Origin of the sequence: Paenarthrobacter aurescens, assembly GCF_025421775.1 — a bacterium.
Classification (GTDB): Bacteria; Actinomycetota; Actinomycetes; order Actinomycetales; family Micrococcaceae; genus Arthrobacter; species Arthrobacter aurescens_B.
Genome location: NZ_JAOEFX010000002.1, coordinates 89,327 through 107,718 on the forward strand (window position 1 = coordinate 89,327; position 18,392 = coordinate 107,718).

Genomic DNA, 18,392 nt, shown 5'->3' on the forward strand with positions numbered 1-18,392 from the left:
TGATGCAGGCAGTGGTAGGAAGTGGCAGTGGCATCCGTCCGGGTACTGCCGGCCCCGCGGGCACAGGCGGTGGCGCCGGTGGCGGCGGGGTTCTTGGCGGCTCTTCGAGTGCTGGGGCCTTTGATGTGGTGTTGGCTTCGGAGGTTTCGCAGTCTGCCCAATTCGATGGCGCGCTGCCCATTCGACGGCTCCTACCGTCTATTCCGCAGCAAGCCGTCGAAACGGACGCGGCTGTTCCGGGTGCTCCTGTTCCAGATACCCACGACCCCGCCACAGACTCACCTGCCCATTTCGATGCTTCGCTGCCGGTTCGATGGCTGGAACGGCATGGTGCGCAGCAAACCCCCGAAACGGGCGAGCTTGAGGCGGACGCAGCTGCGGGTGCTGGTGGCGCTTCGAGTGCTGGTGTGCCTGGGGTTGCGGTAGCGCAGGTGGTCGTTCCGGGGCAGGCCTCCGAGGCTTCGGCTGCCCATTTCGATGGCTCGCTGCCAGCCCGACGGCTTCTACCGTCTATTCCGCAGCAAGCCGTCGAAACGGACGCGGCTGTTCCGGGTGCTCCTGTTCCAGATACCCACGACCCTGCCACAGACACGCCTGCCCATTTCGATGGCTCGCTGCCGGTTCGATGGTTGGAACGGCATGGTGCGCAGGGAAGCCCCGAAACGGGCGAGCTTGAGGCGGACGCAGCTGCGGGTGCTGGTGGCGCTTCGGGTGCAGGCATGCCCGCGGTTGCGGTAGCGCTTGTGGTCGTTCCGGGGCAGGCTTCCGAGGCTTCTTCGGTTGCCCATTTCGATGGCTCGCTGCCCATTCGACGGCTCCTACCGGCTAATCCGCAGCAAGCCGTCGAAATGGATGCGGATGTTCCGGGTGCTCCCGTTCCAGGTACCCACGACCCTGCCACAGACACGCCTGCCCATTTCGGGGCTTCGCTGCCGGTTCGATGGTTGGAACGGCATGTTTCGCAGCAAACCCCCGAAACGGGTGTAACGGCCCAAGGCAGTGGAACGGCGGGGGTGTCCGGGACTGGGGCTCCGGCTGGGTTGCCTGGGACTGGGACTCCGGCTGGGTTGTCCGTTTCCGGGACTCCGGCTGCGGTGGTCCCTCCGACCTCGGGTTCACCCGCGGATGCCGAGACCGCGTCGCCCACCCATTTCGATGGCTCACTGCCGGTTCGATGGTTGGAACGGCACGTTTCGCAGCAAACCCCCGAAACGGGCGAGCTTAGGGCGGATGTAGCTGCGGGTGCTGGTGGCGCTTCGAGTGCTGGCGTGCCTGGGGTTGCGGCAGTGCAGGTGGTCGTTCCGGGGCAGGCTTCCGTGGCTTCGCAGTCCGCCCATTTCGATGGCTCGCTGCCAGGTCGACGGCTCCTACCGTCTATTCCGCAGGGAACCCCCGAAACGAGTGCGATCCAAGCCCTCACGCCGGCCCCGCTCGCAGTCCACCCCACGGCCACACCCACCACCCTCCTGCCAACCCCAGCCGCGACCCCACTCCTGCCAACCCTTCAACAGCCACTCACACCCCAGCTCGCCGCGCCCCTCTTTTCACTGGCATCAGCTGCGCCGGGGGAGCACGTGATGACGCTTCGGGTGACACCGGAGGACCTTGGCCCCCTCACCGTCCGGGCCCACATCGACGGAACCGGAGTGCGCATCGAACTGTTCGCTCCCGGGGATGCCGGCAGGGAGGCGGTGCGGCATATCCTCCCGGAACTCCGTCGGGGCCTGGAGGACTCCGGCGCGAGCCTGAGCCTCTCCTCCCATAACAGCCCGCCGGATACCGGCAAAGACCCCGGCCAAGGAAATGGGGGTGCAACCGGCAACGCACCCCGTGACGCGGAACCGCAGCCCCGACGCTTCGACGGCACCGTGGCGAAGGAGACCGAAGACCAACCGCAGCAACGACGCCAGCCGCCACCCGGCGTCGAACATGACCCCAGCAGTTCAAACCGCCTGGACATCCTCGTCTGACATGAAGGAAAGAGAAACATGACCATTTCCGCAATAGCGGCCAGCAGCGGCGTCGGATCGGGGGAAGCTGCCCGCACTCCCGTCAAGACCATGGATTCCGAGGTTTTCATGTCCCTGCTGGTGACGCAGCTGAGGTACCAGGATCCCAGTGCACCCATGGACACCAACCAGATGATGAGCCAGTCCGTGCAGCTGTCCATGATGGAAAAGATGACCGAGCTGACCGCCGGTGCCAAGGAGAGCTTCTCGCTTCAGATGCGGACCGCTGCGGCGCAGATCATCGGGACCCAGGTGAGTTACACGCTCGCCGACGGGACCAAGGGCGACGGCATCGCCAGCGCGGTGTCCTTCGCCGGTGGTGTTCCGACCGTGACGGTGGGCGAGGCCAAAGTGCCGCTGGACCTGATCACCGGCATGGCCGCACCGGCCAAAACCTCCGAGCCCACCACCTGATTTCTCCCGAACGACCCCGAACCACCCCGAACCACCCCGAAGAAAGGCAACACCATGCTCCGTTCGCTGTACTCCGGAATTTCCGGCCTCCGCGCCCACCAGACCATGCTGGACGTCACCGGCAACAACATCGCCAATGTGAACACCACGGGCTATAAGTCGTCGTCCGCGCAGTTCCAGGACACGCTCTCACAGATGACCCAGGGCGCGGCGGGCCCGCAGCAGGACGTGGGAGGCTCCAACCCGGCACAGATCGGGCTCGGCGTCCGGGTGGCAGGCGTCAGCACCAACTTCGGCCGGGGATCCTCGCAGAGCACCGGCCGCGGCACCGACCTGATGATCTCCGGCGAAGGCTTCTTCGTCACCGGCAAGGGCGCACAGCAGTACTACACCCGTGCCGGCAACTTCCAGATGGACGCTGCGGGCCGCTTGGTCAGTCCCGACGGCGGTATCCTCCAGGGCTGGACGGCCACCAACGGCGTGGTCAACACGGGCGGAGCCACAGGCCCCATCACGTTGTCCCCGGACACCACCGCGCCGGCGGTTGCCACTACGCAGGCGACCCTCGGCGGCAACCTGCCATCAGACGCCGCTGTGGGCACATCGGTGGAACGCCAGGTCAAGGTGTTCGACGCCAACGGAGCAGAGCGCAGCCTCACCCTGACGTTCAGCCGCACCGCAACTGGCTGGAACGTTGCGGGTTCGGATGCCAACGGGGCCACGGGAGCGTCCACCCTCACTTTCGCCAACGGTGCGCTGACGTCCGGGGGGACCATGACCGTTGGCGGGATCACCGTCAACATGGGTTCCGTGACGGGCTTCGCGCAGATGAGCACCCTGGCAGTCACGGGACAGAACGGCGCCGAAGCCGGTGAGCTTGAGTCATTCACCCTCGCCGGCGACGGTTCCCTGATCGGTTCCTTCAGCAACGGTGCCAAGGAAGTCCTGGCCCGCGTGGCATTGGCCCGCTTCACCAACCCCGAAGGCCTTGAAAAGGCGGGCGGCTCCACCTATGTCGCCACGGCGAACTCGGGCGCTGCCCAGCTCGGCGTTGCAGGCGAAGGAGGACTTGGTTCGCTGACGTCGGGTTCGTTGGAGATGTCCAACGTGGACCTGTCCCAGGAATTCACCAACCTGATCGTGGCGCAGCGTGGATTCCAAGCCAACGCCCGCATCATCACTACCTCCGACGAAGTCCTGCAGGAACTGAGCAACCTGAAGCGTTAGTCATGGTGAGGGAGGCGGCGATCCGGCCGCCTTCCTAACGCCGCGCCTTGCCCGGCCGACAGTAAGGGACAGAACCACCTCCAGTCACATCCCACACCAGAAACGGCCCATGATCGTTGTCACCCGCCTGAATGGCACACGCTTTGCCGTGAATCCGGACATCCTCGAACGGATCCATGAGAGTCCCGACACCCATCTGGTGACTCTCGACGGCGCCGCTTACGTTGTGCGGGAATCGCTGGCCGAAGTGGTGGAGCTGATAGCGGATTATCGCGCCAGTGTGCTGCGCCGCGCCCACGATCTGCCTGCGGTGTCGGGCTACCCGCTGAGCCTGGTCCGGTCTCAGGACGCGGAAGAAGACCCAGAGCCCATCCACCCGAACGGAAGGTAGTCCATGACAATCGTTGGTCTGCTGCTGGCCTTCGCATCCGTGGTGGCCATGGTCACCCTGGAACACGCGAACCTCATGTCGCTGCTCCTGCCCGCGCCCATGATCCTGGTTTTCGGTGCCACCATCGCGGTGGGGCTGGCCGGGAACACCCTCGCCGATGTCATCAAGGCCTTCAAGGACGTTCCCAAGGCGTTCCTCGGTAAGCCCGCCAAGCCCACGGAGAGTATCGACGAGTTGGTCCGCCTCGCTGAGAAGGCCCGCGGCGAGGGCCTACTTTCCTTGGAGGAAGAGGCCAATAACGCCAAGGACCCGTTCCTGCAGCGCTCGCTTCAAAACATCGCCGACGGCACCGACGCCGAGGAACTCCGCCTCCTGATGGAGGACGAGATCGATACCAAAATGCGTGCCGACCACGTCTCTTCCAAGTTCTTCGCCGCGTTGGGCGGTTATGCGCCCACCATCGGCATTATCGGGACGGTGGTCTCCCTGACCCACGTCCTGGAAAACCTGTCCTCGCCGGACCACCTCGGCCCGATGATCGCCGCCGCCTTTGTGGCCACCCTCTGGGGCCTGCTGTCCGCGAACTTCATCTGGCTGCCGTTGAGTGCCAAGCTCAAACGCCTGTCCGAGCTTGAAATCGAACGCATGACCCTTCTCATGGAGGGCTTGCTGGCTGTGCAGAACGGAACCCAGCCACTGCTGCTGGCCGAACGTCTCCGCGCCATGGCACCGGCGGAGAACCGCGGCACGTCGAAGGGAAACAAAGACAAAAAGGACAAGGCGGACGACGGCGGCAAGCCCGGCAAGCTCTCAGCGTCCAGGGCAGCATGAGGTCGCGCAGGAGACGCGGCGGGCAGCCCGAAGAGCACCACGTCGACGAACGCTGGATGGCCTCCTACATGGACATGGTCACCGTGCTGATGTGCATGTTCATTGTCCTGTTCGCCATGTCCTCGGTGGACCAGGTGAAGTTTGAGAAGTTGCGTAACTCCCTGGCCACGGGATTTGGCACGGAGATCAGCCAGAAAGTGGACACGGCCAGCGGTGTAGTGGTGCCGGCCGAACTCGCCACGGCCAACGGCGAAGGCTTCTCGGCGTTGGAACTGGCCATCAAGGAGGCTGACAAGCTCAAGGCCCTGCAGGGTGACATGCAGGCCAAATTGGATGCCCAGGGCTTGGCTGCCAATGTGCAGTTCGTGGTGGGGGAGCGCGGCCTGACGGTAAAACTCGTGGGCTCCCAAACGTTCTTCCAGCCGGACATGCCTGATCTCACGCCCAAGGCCGTCCAGATTCTGAACACCATTGCTCCCACCGTGGTGGGTTCCGGCTTGGAGGTCATGGTGGAGGGCCACGCCGCCAAGGGTGTCACGGCGTTCGCGTCCACGTGGGAGCTTTCGGCGGCACGTTCCGTGAATGTGCTGCGGTATTTCGTTGACAACTCCGGCATGCCGCCCGGGCGGATTGGCGCGGTCGCTTTCGGTGCTGCCCGCCAAGTGACGGACGATTCCACCGAGGAACTCATGGAGCTGAACCGACGCGTGGATGTGGTGCTGCTGTCGGCGAGTCCGGAGGATGTCCGGGCCTTGATTCCGGGGGCCATCGAGGCCCAAACCAAGGAGTCGGCGGCCGCGGCAAAGGCGGCAAAATAACTGCCTGGTAGTCGCCGGATAGTCCTTCGGAGAAAGCCTTACGCCCCGTACTGACCTGCCGATAGTGCCATCCGTGGGAGAACAGGAAGATCGTGCGGCGGGCCGCCAACGCACCGTGGACGTCTATGACTTCCGCCGACCCACCACCTTGCCCCGCCAGCACAGCCGGGTGCTGGAAGTGGCTTTCGAAACCTTCGCACGCCAGTGGGGTACGCAGCTCACCGCCAAGGTCCGGCTGAAGTCCACCGCCACCCTGGAACAGCTCAGCATGCAGAGCTACGACGAATACTCCGCGTCCCTTCCGTCCGTCACGTCCATGGTGCTGTGCAGGATCGACGGCAGCGAGTCCCGGCTGGTGATCCAGTTCCCGGCGACAGCGGCCTTGTCCTGGCTCAGCCGGATGCTTGGCGGGTCCACGGACACCACGGCCCCGGAGCGGAAGTTCACGCAGATCGAGCATGCGTTGATTTCCCGCATGGTGGAGGAGGTCCTTGAGGATCTCCGGTACTCGCTGGGCAACCTCCTGACCCAGGCCGTGGCCATGGACGGCATCCAGTACAACTCGCAGTTCGCCCAGGCGGCGGCGCCGTCGGAGCTCATGATCGTGGCCTCCTTCAGCGTCAACGTCGGAGAGACCCAATGCGCTGCCACCTTGGCTATTCCGGCCGATGTCCTGCTGTCCAGGCTCGGCGATGTGAACCCCACAGTCCATAGCGTGGACAACGAGGCCTTGGTCCGCACACAGTTGGCCCAGGTCCCCGTGGACGTTGCCATCCAGTTGACCCCAGCGCCGGTGACCCCCGCGCAGATCCTGGGTCTCGCCGTCGGCGATGTCCTGTCGCTGCCGCACCTGGAAAACCGGCCGTTCGACGTCACCATCAACGGCACCCGCCTGGCCACGGCCGCGGCTGCCCGCCACGGCTCGAGGGCCGCCGCCGTCATCGTCACAACCGAGGAGCACCAGCGATGAGCAACATTTTGACCCTTCAGGCGGCGGCAGCCGAACGCCTCGCCCTGCATCTGCCGAGTGCGTCCACGCTGCGGGTTGCCGGCATCGTTCCGGCGCGGGACGCAGCGGCCCATGCTGCCCCTGCCGTGACGGCGACGTTCGTGGGTGCCTCGACGGTGGACTTCGCCTTGTTGCTGGTAGATCGTGCGTTCCTGGACGCCGCAGGCGGGTCCGGGCTGGTAGGCACCGTGTCCGCCGGCGACGTCCTGCGTCCCGCAATGGAACAGGCCGCGTCAGCCTTCGACGCCGGCGTGCTGGGGGAGTTGCGCGAGGAAGACGCCACCGGGCTGCTGAACGACTCCGGAACCGCGGTCTTCGAACTAAGGAGCGCCCATCAGGCAGATGACGGCGGCGCCCCCTTTGGCTGGTTCGCCGTCCGTGTGCGGGACAACGGCGCTGTTCGGGACACCGGATTCCAAGGCAGCCAGGACAGCGACATGGCCGCCCGTTTGGGCCTGATCAGCAGCGTGGAGATGGCTTTGACGGTGGAGATCGGACGGACGCGAATGTCCGTTCGGGACGCGTTGGCACTGGAGCCGGGGCGCGTGATTGAGCTGGACCGCTCTGCCGGGGCGCCCGCTGACGTGTTGCTCAACGGCCGGTTGATAGCCCACGGCGAGGTAGTGGTGGTGGATCAGGACTACGCCGTGCGCATTACCCGCATCCTGGACGGCGCAGAGGGACCGTTCTAGATGGACTCATTCATCCTGGGGCTGCGCGTGCTCGTGGCGCTTGGCGCTGTGCTGGGGCTGATCTGGTTCGTCCAGAAGCGCCTCGGCAAAGGCAAAGGCCGGCGACGTGCCGATGCTGCCCTCACGGTGGTGAGCCGGCAGGTTGTGGGTCAAAAGGCCTCGGTGGTTGTAGTCGACGCGGGGGACAAGCGCTTCTTGCTCGGCGTTACGGAGCATGCTGTCACTGTGCTGCACACCAGTGACGCACCAGTGGTTGTTTCGGAGACTGTCGAAGCTGTGGAGGAGCAGTCACCGGCGAGCTTCGCAGAGCTGTTCCGCCAAGCCTCGGGCGAGTCCCTGCCGGTGCCTCGAACTGAGGCTGTGACCGCCCCGCTGGGCCCGGTCACAGGATCGTTGCCCGTACTGCGCAGGCGCAGTGAACTCCACCGTGGCGGCCAGCCGCACCGTGGGGTCGATCCCGCCCGGCAGGCACCACCCATGCACGGCTCCATCCTGTCCGCTTCCACGTGGCGCCAGGCATCGGATGTGTTCAGGGGACGCCGCAATTGAACCGATCCGCTGATTTCGGCCTGCCCAGGCTGCGATCGTTGGCCGCGCGCCCGTGGCTTGCCGTGCTGTGGGTTGTGTTGCTCACGGCGGGATTCTTCTGGCTCGGAATGGCAGCTGGCCACGCCACGCCCATCGACCCCACCCAGCCAACACCGCCCACCCCTCCCGCAACACCGGAATCGGGCGGAAACGTCAGCATCGATATCAACGGCCTGGACGGGACACCCTCCACGGCCGTCGTCACGCTCATCGGGATCACGCTGCTCTCGGTGGCGCCTGCCCTGTTGCTCATGATGACGTCCTTCACCAAGATCTTCGTGGTCCTGGCGATGACCCGCAACGCCCTGTCCTTGCCGGCCATACCGCCCAACCAGGTCTTGGCAGGCCTGGCCCTGTTCCTCTCCCTGTTCGTCATGTGGCCGGTGGTCTCGGACATCAATACCGTGGCCGTGCAGCCCTACCTGAACGGCGGGCTGGACTTCAACGGAGCCATGTCCGCAGGGTGGTCCCCGCTGCAGCACTTCATGCTGGCCCACACGCGTGAAGAGGACATCGCCCTGATGACCCGCGCTGCGAAAATGGACAATCCTGCCAACCCTGAATCTGTCCCGTTCCAGACGCTCGTTCCGGCGTTCATGATTTCCGAGCTCAGGGCCGCATTCATCATTGGGTTCGTCATCTTCATCCCGTTCCTTGTGATCGACCTCGTGGTCTCGGCTGCCCTGATGTCCATGGGCATGATGATGCTCCCGCCGGTGATGATCTCGCTGCCATTCAAGATCCTGTTGTTTGTCCTGGTGGACGGTTGGGGACTGGTCATCACGTCCCTGATCCAGAGTTATTCGAGCGGCTGATGGATACCAATGCAGTACTGGATATTTGCCTCCAGGCCATGATCGTGGCGGCCAAGCTAGCCGCGCCCACCCTCGTAACCGCGTTGGTGGTTGGGCTGGCCATTTCCCTCCTGCAATCCATTACCCAGTTGCAGGAAGCCACCCTGTCCTTCGTCCCCAAGGCCGTGGCGGTGGCGATCGCACTGGTGGTTTGTGGCCACTGGATGATCTCGGAAATGGTCGCTTTCACCAACGAACTGTTCGCCCGCATCCCAGGACTGATCGGCGGAGCGTGAGGTGGACATTCCTGTGGACCAGTCGTGGATCCAGGTCATGTTGCTGGCCTCGGTTCGCATGACGGCCTTCCTGGTGGTGGCTCCACCCTTCGCCCATCACGCCATCCCGGCCCGCATCAAAGCGATGCTTGGAATCGGGCTGGGGCTGGCGGTCTCCCAACGGCTCTCCGCCGACGCCGTTCCGAAAGACACCGCCGGTTTCGTCATCGCAGTGTTGTTGGAGTTGGTCACGGGCCTGCTCCTCGGTTTCCTGGTGATGGTGATTTTCGCCGCGATCCAGTCCGCCGGCAGCCTGGTTGATCTCTTCAGTGGTTTCCAGATGGCGCAGGCGTTCGATCCCCAGATGATGGTCAACGGGGCCCAGTTCACGCGGTTGATGCAGATGGCAGCCCTGGCCCTGCTCTTTGCCTCGGATGGTTACCAGATGGTCATCGGAGGCCTCACTGGGAGCTACAACGCGCTGCCGTTGGCTGGCGGGCTGGACCTCAACCAGCCCATTGAAGCCATGATTGGTGCCCTGACGGGAATGTTCCTTGCCGCAGTACAGATCGCCGGTCCGCTGTTGGTGGTCCTGGTGCTCGCGGACGTGGGGCTCGGCCTCCTCACACGCGTCGCTCCGGCACTCAACGCCTTCGCCCTCGGGTTCCCACTGAAGATTTTCATCACCCTGGCGTTGGCCGGATTCCTGTTCCTTGCGTTGCCCCGGCTGGTGGCAACCCTCGCCGAGCAAGCGGCCAACACTTTGATGGGGGTGGGCTAGTGGCGGATTCACAGGAAAAAACCGAACAAGCCACCGACAAACGGATGCGCGAGGTCCGCGAAAAGGGCCAGCTCTCCCGTTCCCAGGACCTTATGGCGTGGCTGGCCGTGGGCGCCGCTGCCGCGATGCTCCCGGCAACCATTGACCACGCCTCCAACGCCGCGGTGGACCAGTTGTTCACTGTGAAGAGTGTCATCGCCGAGCCTGATCCGGCCAAAGCCGTGGCTGCGCTTGAAGCGGGGCTGGGTTCCCTGGCCGGAATCCTGGGGCCGCTGCTCCTGGTGGTCACTGTGGTGGTGCTGGCAGGATCGGCGTTGCAGGGCGGCATCCGTTTCAAGAAGTTCCGCGCCGAGTTCGAGCATTTCAACCTGCTCGCCGGCTTCAAGAGAATGTTTGGCGCCCAGGCACTGTGGGGAGGTGCCAAAGCGTTGCTGAAGACCGCCGTCGTTGGTCTTGTTCTGTACACCGTGGTGCAGGGGCTGATGCCCGTGCTCCTCACGGCGGGCGGGCTGCCGGTTGCCGGCGTGCTCGCTGCCGCTGCGGGCGGAATTGGTGCGCTTATCCAGTTCGCGGTAGCGGCCGGCCTGGTGCTGGCCGCGGCGGACATCTTCGTGGTGATGCGCCGCAACCGCAAGAAGACCCGGATGTCCAAGAAGGAAGTCCAGGACGAGAACAAGAACACCGACGGCGACCCCCTCATCAAGTCCCAACGGCGCTCCCGCCAGTTGAGCATGAGCCGCAACCGCATGATCGGCGCTATCGGGGACGCCGACGTCGTGCTGGTCAACCCGACGCACGTGGCAGTTGCGTTGAAGTACGACGCCGGCAAATCGGCACCCCGCGTCGTGGCCAAGGGATCAGGGCTCATCGCTGCCCGCATCAGGGAGGAAGCCGAAAGCAAAGGAGTGCCCATGGTCCAGGACATCCCCCTGGCCAGGGCCTTGCATTCAGCATGCGGGCTGGGCCAGGAGATTCCGGTTGAGCTATACCGCTCCGTGGCGGCCGTGTTGGCGTTCGTGATGTCGCTGAAGACGCGGGGAACATCGCGGGGGATTCATCAGATGAGAGAGAGCTTCCAGCCATGAGCAACAACAAGTTCGCCCGGCTTTCAGTACCGGTGGGAATCGTGGGCATCGTCCTGCTGCTGGTGGTTCCCCTGCCGGCCCCGCTGCTCGACTTCCTGATTGTCTGCAACATCCTGCTGGCGCTCCTGATCCTGCTGACAAGTATGTTCGTCAAGAAGCCCCTGGATTTCTCGGTCTTCCCGTCGCTGCTGCTGGTGGCAACATTGTTCCGGTTGGGACTCAACGTTGCGTCCACGCGGTTGGTACTGGGCCAAGGCTTTGCCGGGCAGGTCATCGAGGCGTTCGGAAAGGTCACCGTTGGCGGCTCCCTGATCATCGGCGCCGTGGTGTTCCTGATCCTGGTGGTCATACAGTTTGTGGTGGTCACCAAGGGCGCCGAACGAGTCGCCGAGGTGGGTGCCCGGTTCACCCTGGACGCCATGCCCGGCAAGCAGATGGCCATCGATGCCGACCTCAACGCCGGGCTCATCACGGACTCCGAAGCCCGGAAACGCCGTGCGGAGGTCTCGGCGGAGGCCGACTTCTATGGCGCCATGGATGGGGCTTCCAAGTTCGTGAAGGGTGATGCCATCGCGGGCATCATCATTATCATCATCAACTTCGTGGGTGGCATCGCCATCGGCGTGCTGCAGCGCGGCATGGACGCCGGCGATGCCCTCAACACCTACGGCCTGCTGACCATGGGCGACGGCCTGGTCACCCAGATCCCGGCCCTGCTCATGGCCGTGTCCACGGGCATGATCGTCACCCGGTCCAACGCCGAAGAGGACATGGGCCGCACGGCTTCCTCGCAGCTGATGCAGTCGCCCAACGCACTGATGATTGCCGGGCTGGCGGCCGGGAGCATGGCCCTCATTCCGGGCATGCCCATCCTGCCGTTCCTGGTGGTGGGAGCCTTGCTGGTACTTGCTTCGCGGCGTGTGGCAGCGCAACAGAAGCTCCGGTCCGAGGCTCAGGACGCCGAGGCCCTGGCGGCCGGCTCCGTCGATGAAGACCCCAATGAGCGGCTCATGGAGGACATGCGCGTCCATCCCGTCGAGATCCTGCTGGCTCCGGACCTGGTGGACATCGTCTCCGGTGCATCCGATGACCTGCTGGCCCGCGTCCGCTCCCTACGCCACAAAATTGCGATGGAACTCGGGCTCGTGGTTCCGCCCGTCCGCACCCGCGACGCCATGGACCTGCCGCCTTCCACCTATGCCATCCGCATCGCCGGCGTCGAGGCTGGAAGGGGAGTGGCGCCGTCGGGCAAGCTGCTTGCCTTGGGTGAATTCCTGGACGCCCTGCCTGGAACTGCAACCGTGGAACCCGTCTTCGGACTGTCCGGCAAATGGGTCCCCACGGAGATGCGTCACAGCGCGGAAATGACAGGGGCAACGGTGATTGATCGCGTCTCCGTACTGGTCACGCACTTGTCCTCGATCATTTCGGCCAACGCCGCCCGGCTCCTCACCCGTGAAGACGTCCGGGTACTCACAGAAGGCGTCCGCAAGCAGAGCCCGTCCGCAGTGGAGGAACTCACTCCGGCCCTGTTGTCCCTGGCCGAAATCCAGCGCGTGCTGCAAGGCCTTCTGGAAGAACAGGTGCCCATCAACGACCTTCCGCGCATCTACGAAGCACTCGCGCTGCGGGCCAAGGTATCCACCGATCCTGAGTCACTGATCGAGTCCGCGCGGCATTCACTCGGCCCGGTACTGGCGAACAAGTACCTCGACGGCGCCGTGCTCAACGTGGTCATGATCGATCCGCTGCTGGAACAGTCCATGTTGGAGGACATGCGACCAGCCGAGGGCGGCACCCAGATTGTCATGGGGCAAGCCAAGCTCGATGGCGTCCTCACCTCGCTGAAATCCGCCGTCGACGGCGCTGCCGCCGCGGGCCGGGAAGCGGTGCTGGTGTGTGCACCGGCCCTGCGCCCTGCGATCCGCCGCCTCGTGGCAGCACCCGATGGCAGCGTTCCCGTTCTCTCATACCGCGAAGTGACCTCCGCCAACATCCGCATCGAGACGGTGGGGGTGGTCCGCTATGCAGAAGCACTACAAGCTTAGTGGCGCGTCGCTGGAGGCCATCCGGGAGAAGGCCCTCAAGCAATACGGTCCCGGGGCACGGATCATTGCTGCCGAAAAGGTCACCAATCCGGGCATTGTGGGGTTGTTCGCCGCCGCTAAATTTGAGGCGACGGTGGAAGTTGCGGATGCCCCTGCTGCTCCGGGGCCTGCCGCTGCATCCGGCCCGGTTCGCGAGCTGCAGGGTCCGGTTCACGAGTTGCATGGGCCGGCCATCGCGGCCCTGTTGGAGCGTGCGGACGCCGCCGAACTCGAGCTGCACAGGCCTGCCCCTGCTCCCGTGTCCACAGCTTCCCCGGACTTCGCGGGCCTCCTGGAGCAGCTTGGAAAGGAACTCCAACCAGCTTCGCGGCCGCCAGCGCAAGCTCCGGCGCCGTTGCCGCCGTCGAACGCTTTCCGCGTGCCAGTACCCATGGCAGGCGACGGCAACCTCATCGTCCTCCTGGGCCTGGGTGATGATGCCCTCGGCCCTGCATTGGAGATGTCCATCGCCGCCGGCGGCTCGGACGTCCGCACGGGCGGCGACCTCAATGCCTTCGGTCACCTGCACGTCCAAGGACGGCAAAGTGCGACGACGGCACGCGCCCAGGCGGTGTTGACCGGGCAGACCGTGGTGGTCGCCTTCGGGCTGGGACGCCCGCGCGACGTGTCGCTCAAGGCTGCCCAGATCGCCAGCCTCGCTGCCGATCAACTGTGGATCGTCGTCGACGCCGGGCGCAAGCCCGAAGACACCAAGGCCTGGGTGCAGGCGTTGCAGGATTTGCTGGCAGGGGAGTCGGCGAGCGTGGCCGGGCTCGCTGTCATCGGAGCCTCGGAAACGGCGAGTCCGCAGACCGTCGACTCCCTTGGAATACCTATCGGCTGGGTCGACGGCAATCCGGCCACCGCACCGGCCTTCGGAAAGGTAAATTGAAAGCATGTTGGTACTGACGCGTAAGCCGGGCGAGAAAATCATGATCGGGGATGACATTGTCATTACCGTCATGGAAGGGCGCGGCGACGGCGTTCGGATCGGAATCGAAGCCCCACGCGGTGTGTCCATTCAACGGAGCGAAGTGGTGGCAGCCATTGCCGCAGCGAACCTCGCCGCAACCCAAGCCGGCCCCGATGCCGAAGAACTCCTGGCAGCCCTCCGCCCCCCTGCTCCCACCGTCGAATAGCACCCTCTCTCACCTAGCGTCGTGTTTTGGGTGACGCTCTCTCACCTAACGTCGTTTTTTGGGTGTCGCTCTCTCACCTAACGTCCCGTTTGGGGTGTCGCTCTCTCACGTCCGGTCGCCTCGCATCGACCTCATCGTTATTCCGGGGCTGTCAGGCTGAACTCGAAGGGACTAGAGCCCATAAGCTACAGGCCCAGGAAGTCCCGCAGCGTCGGGAGTGCGGCACCCTGGACCGCAGCAATGGCGCGTTGGACGTTCGCCTCGCGGGCCACGAATGCCAGCTCGTCCGTGTCCCTGGCCAGGTCAGCGATACCGGACTGCGAAAGCCCGGGGGCCGGATCCGAGGAAGCCGAGGAATCCTGCAGGAGCAGGACGTTGGCGGCAACGGCGTCGTCAATCCCCGCCAGCAGTGCGGCCATCCCGCGGCGGTGGTCCTCAAGGAGTTCGGGCCAGATTCCCGGTGGTGCGATCGAAATGAGGGCGGGAAGCGTCAAATGGTCGGGCGCTTTCCAGGCGGCGGCCACTGCCGAGGCTTCAACTCCGCGTGCGAGGGATTCGAATCGAAGGTTTTCGAGCACTTTTTCGAGTTCGGCCGCGGTGAAGTTCAGCCGGTGCCAGTTGCCTGCCCGGAGATGCAGGAGCTGCGTTTCGAGTAGGAAAAGCAGGAAATCAAGTTGCCTCCGCTCGCGCCACAGCGTTGCCGATAGCTCGTCCGCCCCCACGGTTCCCCAATTCATTTTATGGCCCGCCAAAATCACGATTTGGCAGGGTTTGTGATTACTTCTGTTGAGCGTACACGCAGAGTCGTTTTCAGGTGGTATGTTCACTGAACACGTACCTGTTCGTAGTCCCAAATTGTCGCTGTGATTGGTCTCTTGGCGTCCTTTCGGAACTGCGTAATCCCAGGTTCTTGCAACTCAATAATCCGGTCTCATGGGGGGACTCAGTTTTGAATCGCGAACAGCGCAACGAGCTGGTGTTGCAGCACCTTCCGCTCGTTGGTTACTTGGTCTCTGACCTTTGCGCGCGCGCCACACATCTGTCGCGCGACGATTTTGCTTCTGTTGGTTCCGTGGCGCTTATTACGTCGGCCGACTCCTTCGACCCGGACCTCGGCGTTCCGTTCGGTGCGTTTGCGCGCCGGCGGATCGTGGGCGCGTTCGCGGATGAGATGCGCGCAGGCGACTGGGCCACCCGCTCAGCCCGCAAGCGGATCAAGGAAACCACGGCTATCCAGGAGACCCTGACGGGCGTTCTGGGACGAAGCCCCAGCGTTGCCGAGATGGCCTCGGCCTTGGGCGTCGAACGCAGTTACGTCGAGGCTGCCATGGCCGACGCTGCGCGGACACTGACCTCACTCGACGAGGTTGTAGCGGACACCGTGGCGTCTCCCGCGGAATCCCCGGAGCACTCGGTCCTGGCCGATGAACGCATCAAGTACCTCCGCGCCGCCGTCGACGCTTTGCCGGAAAAGATGCGGTTCGTGATTCAGGAGATCTACCTCGCAGGGCGTTCCGTGAAGGAGCTCGCTGAGGAACTGGGCTCTACCCACGCCGCGGTCTCGCAGCAGCGGGCCGAAGGTATCCGGCTCATGCGCGACGGCTTGGCCGCCCACTACGCAGACAGCCCCGATCAAGCCTTTGAACCGGAATCCCGGATAACGGCCCGACGCCGGAATGACTACCTTTCCGCGTTGGCCACCGCAACCACGGGCGGGATCACCCGAGGCCTGGGACTGGGGTCAGCGCTCAACAGCGCGGTCTAGGCAGCAACACGCAAAAGAAGGCCGGGCCGCTGAGCGGCCCGGCCTTCCGGTTTTGACACGAGTACTACTGCGCCTTCGGCACACCCCGAAGTACGACGGCGGCGAGTACTGCCGCTCCAGCCATCAGGACCAGCCCAATCGCCGCAGTGATATGGACGCCGGACTCGAAAGCGATCCGGGCGGCGGCGGTCAGCGCCTCCGACAAAGGCGCGGGGAGGGCCGCGGCAGCATCAACAGCGCCAGCGAGCGTTTCATTGGAGTTCCCGGCAGCTTCACTGGAGATGCCGTCCGGAATGATCAGGTTGTGCTGGTAGGAAGCAGTGAGGATCGAGCCGAGCACGGCCGTTCCCAGGAGCGACCCCAATTCGTAGCCGGTCTCGGAGATAGCCGAGGCCGCTCCGGACTTGTCGGCCGGAACGGAGGCAAGGATGAGGTCGTTGGAGATGGTCTCCGCGGCACCCACCCCAACTGCGAGCACGGTCAGGGCTGACAGCAGGAACACCGGCCCGCTGCCGTGGTCGCCCACCACCACAACCAGGTAGCCCACAGCGCTCAGTGTCAGGCCGGCAGCAACAACGAACCCGGGCCGCACGCGCTTGACCAACGGCACTACCAGCAGGCCGGCGATGACCGTTGCCAGGAGTGCGGGAATCATCGCGATGCCCGCTTCCATGGGCGACTGGCCCTCAACAAGCTGCAGGTGCTGGGCGAAGAAGTAGATGAACCCGGTCATGGAGAACAGGGACAACACGTTCGCCACGATGGCCGTGCTGAACACCTTGTTCTTGAACAAAGCGACGTCCAGCATGGGGCTCTCGATCCGTTGCTGGCGGCGGACGAACAGGATGCCCATCACCAGTCCGAAGCCCATGAAGGCCGCAGCCGATGCTCCGAAGCCGTGAACCGCGAATTCCTTGATGCCATAGACGAAGGGAGCCATGGTGACCACTGACAGGACAATGCTGGGCACGTCCACGCGGCCAGGATTGGCGTCCTTGGATTCGGGGATGAGGACCCTGCCGAATGCCAGGAGCGGCAGGAGCAGGAACGCTGCCACCAGGAAGACGGCACCCCACCAGAAGTGTTCCACCAGCCAACCGCCGAAGATCGGGCCGAGGGCGGCGCCACCTGAGAAGCCTGCAGCCCAGACGGCGATCGCAAGCCGGCGACGGTTTGGATCGGTGAAGATGTTCCGGATCAGTGACAGCGTGGAGGGCATCAGCATGGCGCCGAAGACGCCGAGGCCCGCGCGTCCGGCGATGAGCCATTCAGCAGAAGGCGCGAAGGCTGTAGCAGCCGAAACCGCTGCGAAGCCTGTGCTGCCGACCAGCAGCAGCCGCCGTCGTCCGATCCTGTCGCCCAGGTTGCCCATGGAAACGAGCAACGCGGCGAGGACCAGCGGGTAAGCGTCCACGATCCACAGGAGTTGAACGCCGCCCACGTCCAAGGATCGGGCAATCTCAGGCAGGGCAAAGGTGAGCGCGGTGTTGTCGACGGCCACCAGCAGCACCGGGAACATCAGCAGTGCCAGGGCCGTCCAATCGCGCCACGGTGCAGCCGGGCCCATGACGGGACGAGCGGAACGGGGTGCTTGGGTTGAGGACGGCGAGAACATGTAATTTACTGTACCGTCCAGACGGTACAGTTTCAAATAGAACCCGACGAGCCTTTAGGGAATGATGGACATATGCCACGAAAACCAGTTGCCCGGGACGCCGTCCTGGATGCCTACGAAGCCCTCCTCATAGAGGTAGGGGAGCGGGCTGCCACGCTCGACGCCGTCGCCAAGCGGGCCGGGGTCTCCAAGGGTGGGCTGCTGTACCACTTCCCCAACAAGGAGTCGCTGATCAGTGCTCTGCTGGAGCGCTTGGATCTGTTGGCGAACGAAGACATTGAACAGATGAAGGCCGCTCCGGATGGCTCCGCTGCGTACTTCATCCGGTCCTCGCTGTGGGCCGATACGCCCATGGACCGCGCTTTCGTTGCCGCAACGCGGCTGGCCGAGGTGGCACATGAGGAAACCCGGCGCAGGTTCGCCGGCATCCAGCAGCAGTGGCTGGACGTCCTGGCCGAAGACGTGGGGCCGGAGGTCGCCAAAGCCGTCAGCTACATGGGTGACGGCTTGTATTTCAACGCAATGTTCGAAGGCGGCCAGGGGGACGGCAACGCCGGGCGGGAGGCCGACGTCGAGATCCTGCTGGGCGTCCTGGAGCGCCTGCGGAAGCAGTGAGTCGTCCATTTGCGGCGGCGCCCGCCGCATAGGACAATTAACTCTTGTGGCCTGCCCTGAACGGGGCCATACATAACTGAAAATGCCTTTGATCTGCGGCGGGAGAGTCCTGCAAGCACGTGATGCAGGCGCCGTAGGAGCAAACCCTCCCCAGGAATCTCTCAGGCCCACGCACCGCCGCGGCGAGGCAACTCTGGAAAGCAGCAGGCACTTAGCCCACCTCAGGGTGAAAGAGTGCTGTGCTCACCGACGGTGCA

General features: G+C 64.4%; 20 protein-coding genes and 1 riboswitch. Of the genes, 18 read left to right on the forward strand and 2 right to left on the reverse strand.

Annotation, left to right across the window (positions count from 1 at the left end):
- The first annotated feature begins 2 nt into the window (after nt 1-2).
- The 16 genes from N7568_RS03780 to N7568_RS03855 all read left to right on the forward strand — a co-directional run bounded on the left by N7568_RS03780 (nt 3) and on the right by N7568_RS03855 (nt 14,140).
- A complete protein-coding gene (locus tag N7568_RS03780; protein WP_261608579.1) occupies nt 3-1,970 on the forward strand; it encodes a flagellar hook-length control protein FliK in 1,968 nt (655 codons plus the stop codon).
- A gap of 18 nt (nt 1,971-1,988) precedes the next feature.
- Nucleotides 1,989-2,423, forward strand: coding sequence for a flagellar hook assembly protein FlgD (locus N7568_RS03785; RefSeq protein WP_261608580.1), 435 nt, complete (start codon nt 1,989-1,991; stop codon nt 2,421-2,423).
- A gap of 54 nt (nt 2,424-2,477) precedes the next feature.
- Complete coding sequence (locus tag N7568_RS03790) at nt 2,478-3,650, forward strand: flagellar hook protein FlgE (protein ID WP_261608581.1); 1,173 nt, start codon at nt 2,478-2,480, stop codon at nt 3,648-3,650.
- 109 nt (nt 3,651-3,759) lie between these two features.
- Nucleotides 3,760-4,041 (forward strand): flagellar FlbD family protein, encoded by a 282-nt coding sequence (locus tag N7568_RS03795; RefSeq protein WP_261608582.1) that lies wholly within the window; start codon nt 3,760-3,762, stop codon nt 4,039-4,041.
- A 3-nt stretch (nt 4,042-4,044) separates the two neighbouring features.
- A complete protein-coding gene (locus tag N7568_RS03800) occupies nt 4,045-4,872 on the forward strand; it encodes a motility protein A (protein ID WP_261608583.1) in 828 nt (275 codons plus the stop codon).
- Nucleotides 4,869-5,690, forward strand: coding sequence for an OmpA/MotB family protein (locus tag N7568_RS03805; protein ID WP_261608584.1), 822 nt, complete (start codon nt 4,869-4,871; stop codon nt 5,688-5,690). Before N7568_RS03800 ends, N7568_RS03805 begins: the two co-directional genes overlap by 4 nt.
- 73 nt (nt 5,691-5,763) lie before the next feature.
- Nucleotides 5,764-6,660 carry a flagellar motor switch protein FliM gene (locus tag N7568_RS03810; protein ID WP_261608585.1) on the forward strand — a complete coding sequence of 299 codons (897 nt, stop codon included), beginning with the start codon at nt 5,764-5,766 and terminating at the stop codon, nt 6,658-6,660.
- Nucleotides 6,657-7,391 carry a flagellar motor switch protein FliN gene (gene fliN / locus N7568_RS03815; protein ID WP_261608586.1) on the forward strand — a complete coding sequence of 245 codons (735 nt, stop codon included), beginning with the start codon at nt 6,657-6,659 and terminating at the stop codon, nt 7,389-7,391. Before N7568_RS03810 ends, fliN begins: the two co-directional genes overlap by 4 nt.
- The gene (gene fliO / locus N7568_RS03820; RefSeq protein ID WP_261608587.1) at nt 7,392-7,940 is read left to right on the forward strand and encodes a flagellar biosynthetic protein FliO; all 549 of its coding nucleotides are present in this window, start codon (nt 7,392-7,394) and stop codon (nt 7,938-7,940) included.
- A 20-nt stretch (nt 7,941-7,960) separates the two neighbouring features.
- Entirely contained in the window at nt 7,961-8,794 is an 834-nt protein-coding gene (fliP, locus tag N7568_RS03825) for a flagellar type III secretion system pore protein FliP (protein ID WP_439898963.1), read from the forward strand.
- A complete protein-coding gene (gene fliQ / locus N7568_RS03830; protein WP_159708780.1) occupies nt 8,794-9,069 on the forward strand; it encodes a flagellar biosynthesis protein FliQ in 276 nt (91 codons plus the stop codon). Before fliP ends, fliQ begins: the two co-directional genes overlap by 1 nt.
- Before the next feature lies 1 nt (nt 9,070).
- Nucleotides 9,071-9,829: a flagellar biosynthetic protein FliR gene (locus tag N7568_RS03835; protein WP_261608588.1), complete on the forward strand. Its 759-nt coding sequence runs from the start codon at nt 9,071-9,073 to the stop codon at nt 9,827-9,829.
- A complete protein-coding gene (locus N7568_RS03840; RefSeq protein WP_261608589.1) occupies nt 9,829-10,914 on the forward strand; it encodes an EscU/YscU/HrcU family type III secretion system export apparatus switch protein in 1,086 nt (361 codons plus the stop codon). The genes N7568_RS03835 and N7568_RS03840 overlap by 1 nt, the downstream gene beginning before the upstream one ends.
- Nucleotides 10,911-12,962: a flagellar biosynthesis protein FlhA gene (locus tag N7568_RS03845; RefSeq protein ID WP_261608590.1), complete on the forward strand. Its 2,052-nt coding sequence runs from the start codon at nt 10,911-10,913 to the stop codon at nt 12,960-12,962. The genes N7568_RS03840 and N7568_RS03845 overlap by 4 nt, the downstream gene beginning before the upstream one ends.
- Nucleotides 12,940-13,893, forward strand: a complete 954-nt coding sequence (locus N7568_RS03850; protein WP_261608591.1) for a hypothetical protein — start codon at nt 12,940-12,942, stop codon at nt 13,891-13,893. The genes N7568_RS03845 and N7568_RS03850 overlap by 23 nt, the downstream gene beginning before the upstream one ends.
- 4 nt (nt 13,894-13,897) lie before the next feature.
- Nucleotides 13,898-14,140 carry a carbon storage regulator gene (locus N7568_RS03855; RefSeq protein ID WP_261608592.1) on the forward strand — a complete coding sequence of 81 codons (243 nt, stop codon included), beginning with the start codon at nt 13,898-13,900 and terminating at the stop codon, nt 14,138-14,140.
- Nucleotides 14,141-14,325: 185 nt separating this feature from the next.
- Here N7568_RS03855 and N7568_RS03860 read toward each other — a convergent pair whose 3' ends face one another.
- Entirely contained in the window at nt 14,326-14,877 is a 552-nt protein-coding gene (locus N7568_RS03860; RefSeq protein WP_261608593.1) for a flagellar protein FlgN, read from the reverse strand.
- A 212-nt stretch (nt 14,878-15,089) separates the two neighbouring features.
- Between N7568_RS03860 and N7568_RS03865 the strand changes: the two genes are divergently transcribed.
- Nucleotides 15,090-15,905 (forward strand): sigma-70 family RNA polymerase sigma factor, encoded by an 816-nt coding sequence (locus tag N7568_RS03865; RefSeq protein WP_261608594.1) that lies wholly within the window; start codon nt 15,090-15,092, stop codon nt 15,903-15,905.
- 64 nt (nt 15,906-15,969) lie between these two features.
- Here the strand turns inward: N7568_RS03865 and N7568_RS03870 are convergent, their stop codons facing one another.
- Nucleotides 15,970-17,520, reverse strand: coding sequence for an MFS transporter (locus N7568_RS03870; RefSeq protein ID WP_261608595.1), 1,551 nt, complete (start codon nt 17,518-17,520; stop codon nt 15,970-15,972).
- A gap of 72 nt (nt 17,521-17,592) precedes the next feature.
- On the opposite strand from N7568_RS03870, the gene N7568_RS03875 reads away from it, so the two are divergent.
- Nucleotides 17,593-18,135, forward strand: coding sequence for a TetR/AcrR family transcriptional regulator (locus N7568_RS03875; RefSeq protein WP_261608596.1), 543 nt, complete (start codon nt 17,593-17,595; stop codon nt 18,133-18,135).
- Nucleotides 18,136-18,224: 89 nt separating this feature from the next.
- A riboswitch (glycine riboswitch) is annotated at nt 18,225-18,322 on the forward strand.
- The last annotated feature ends 70 nt before the right edge of the window (nt 18,323-18,392 follow it).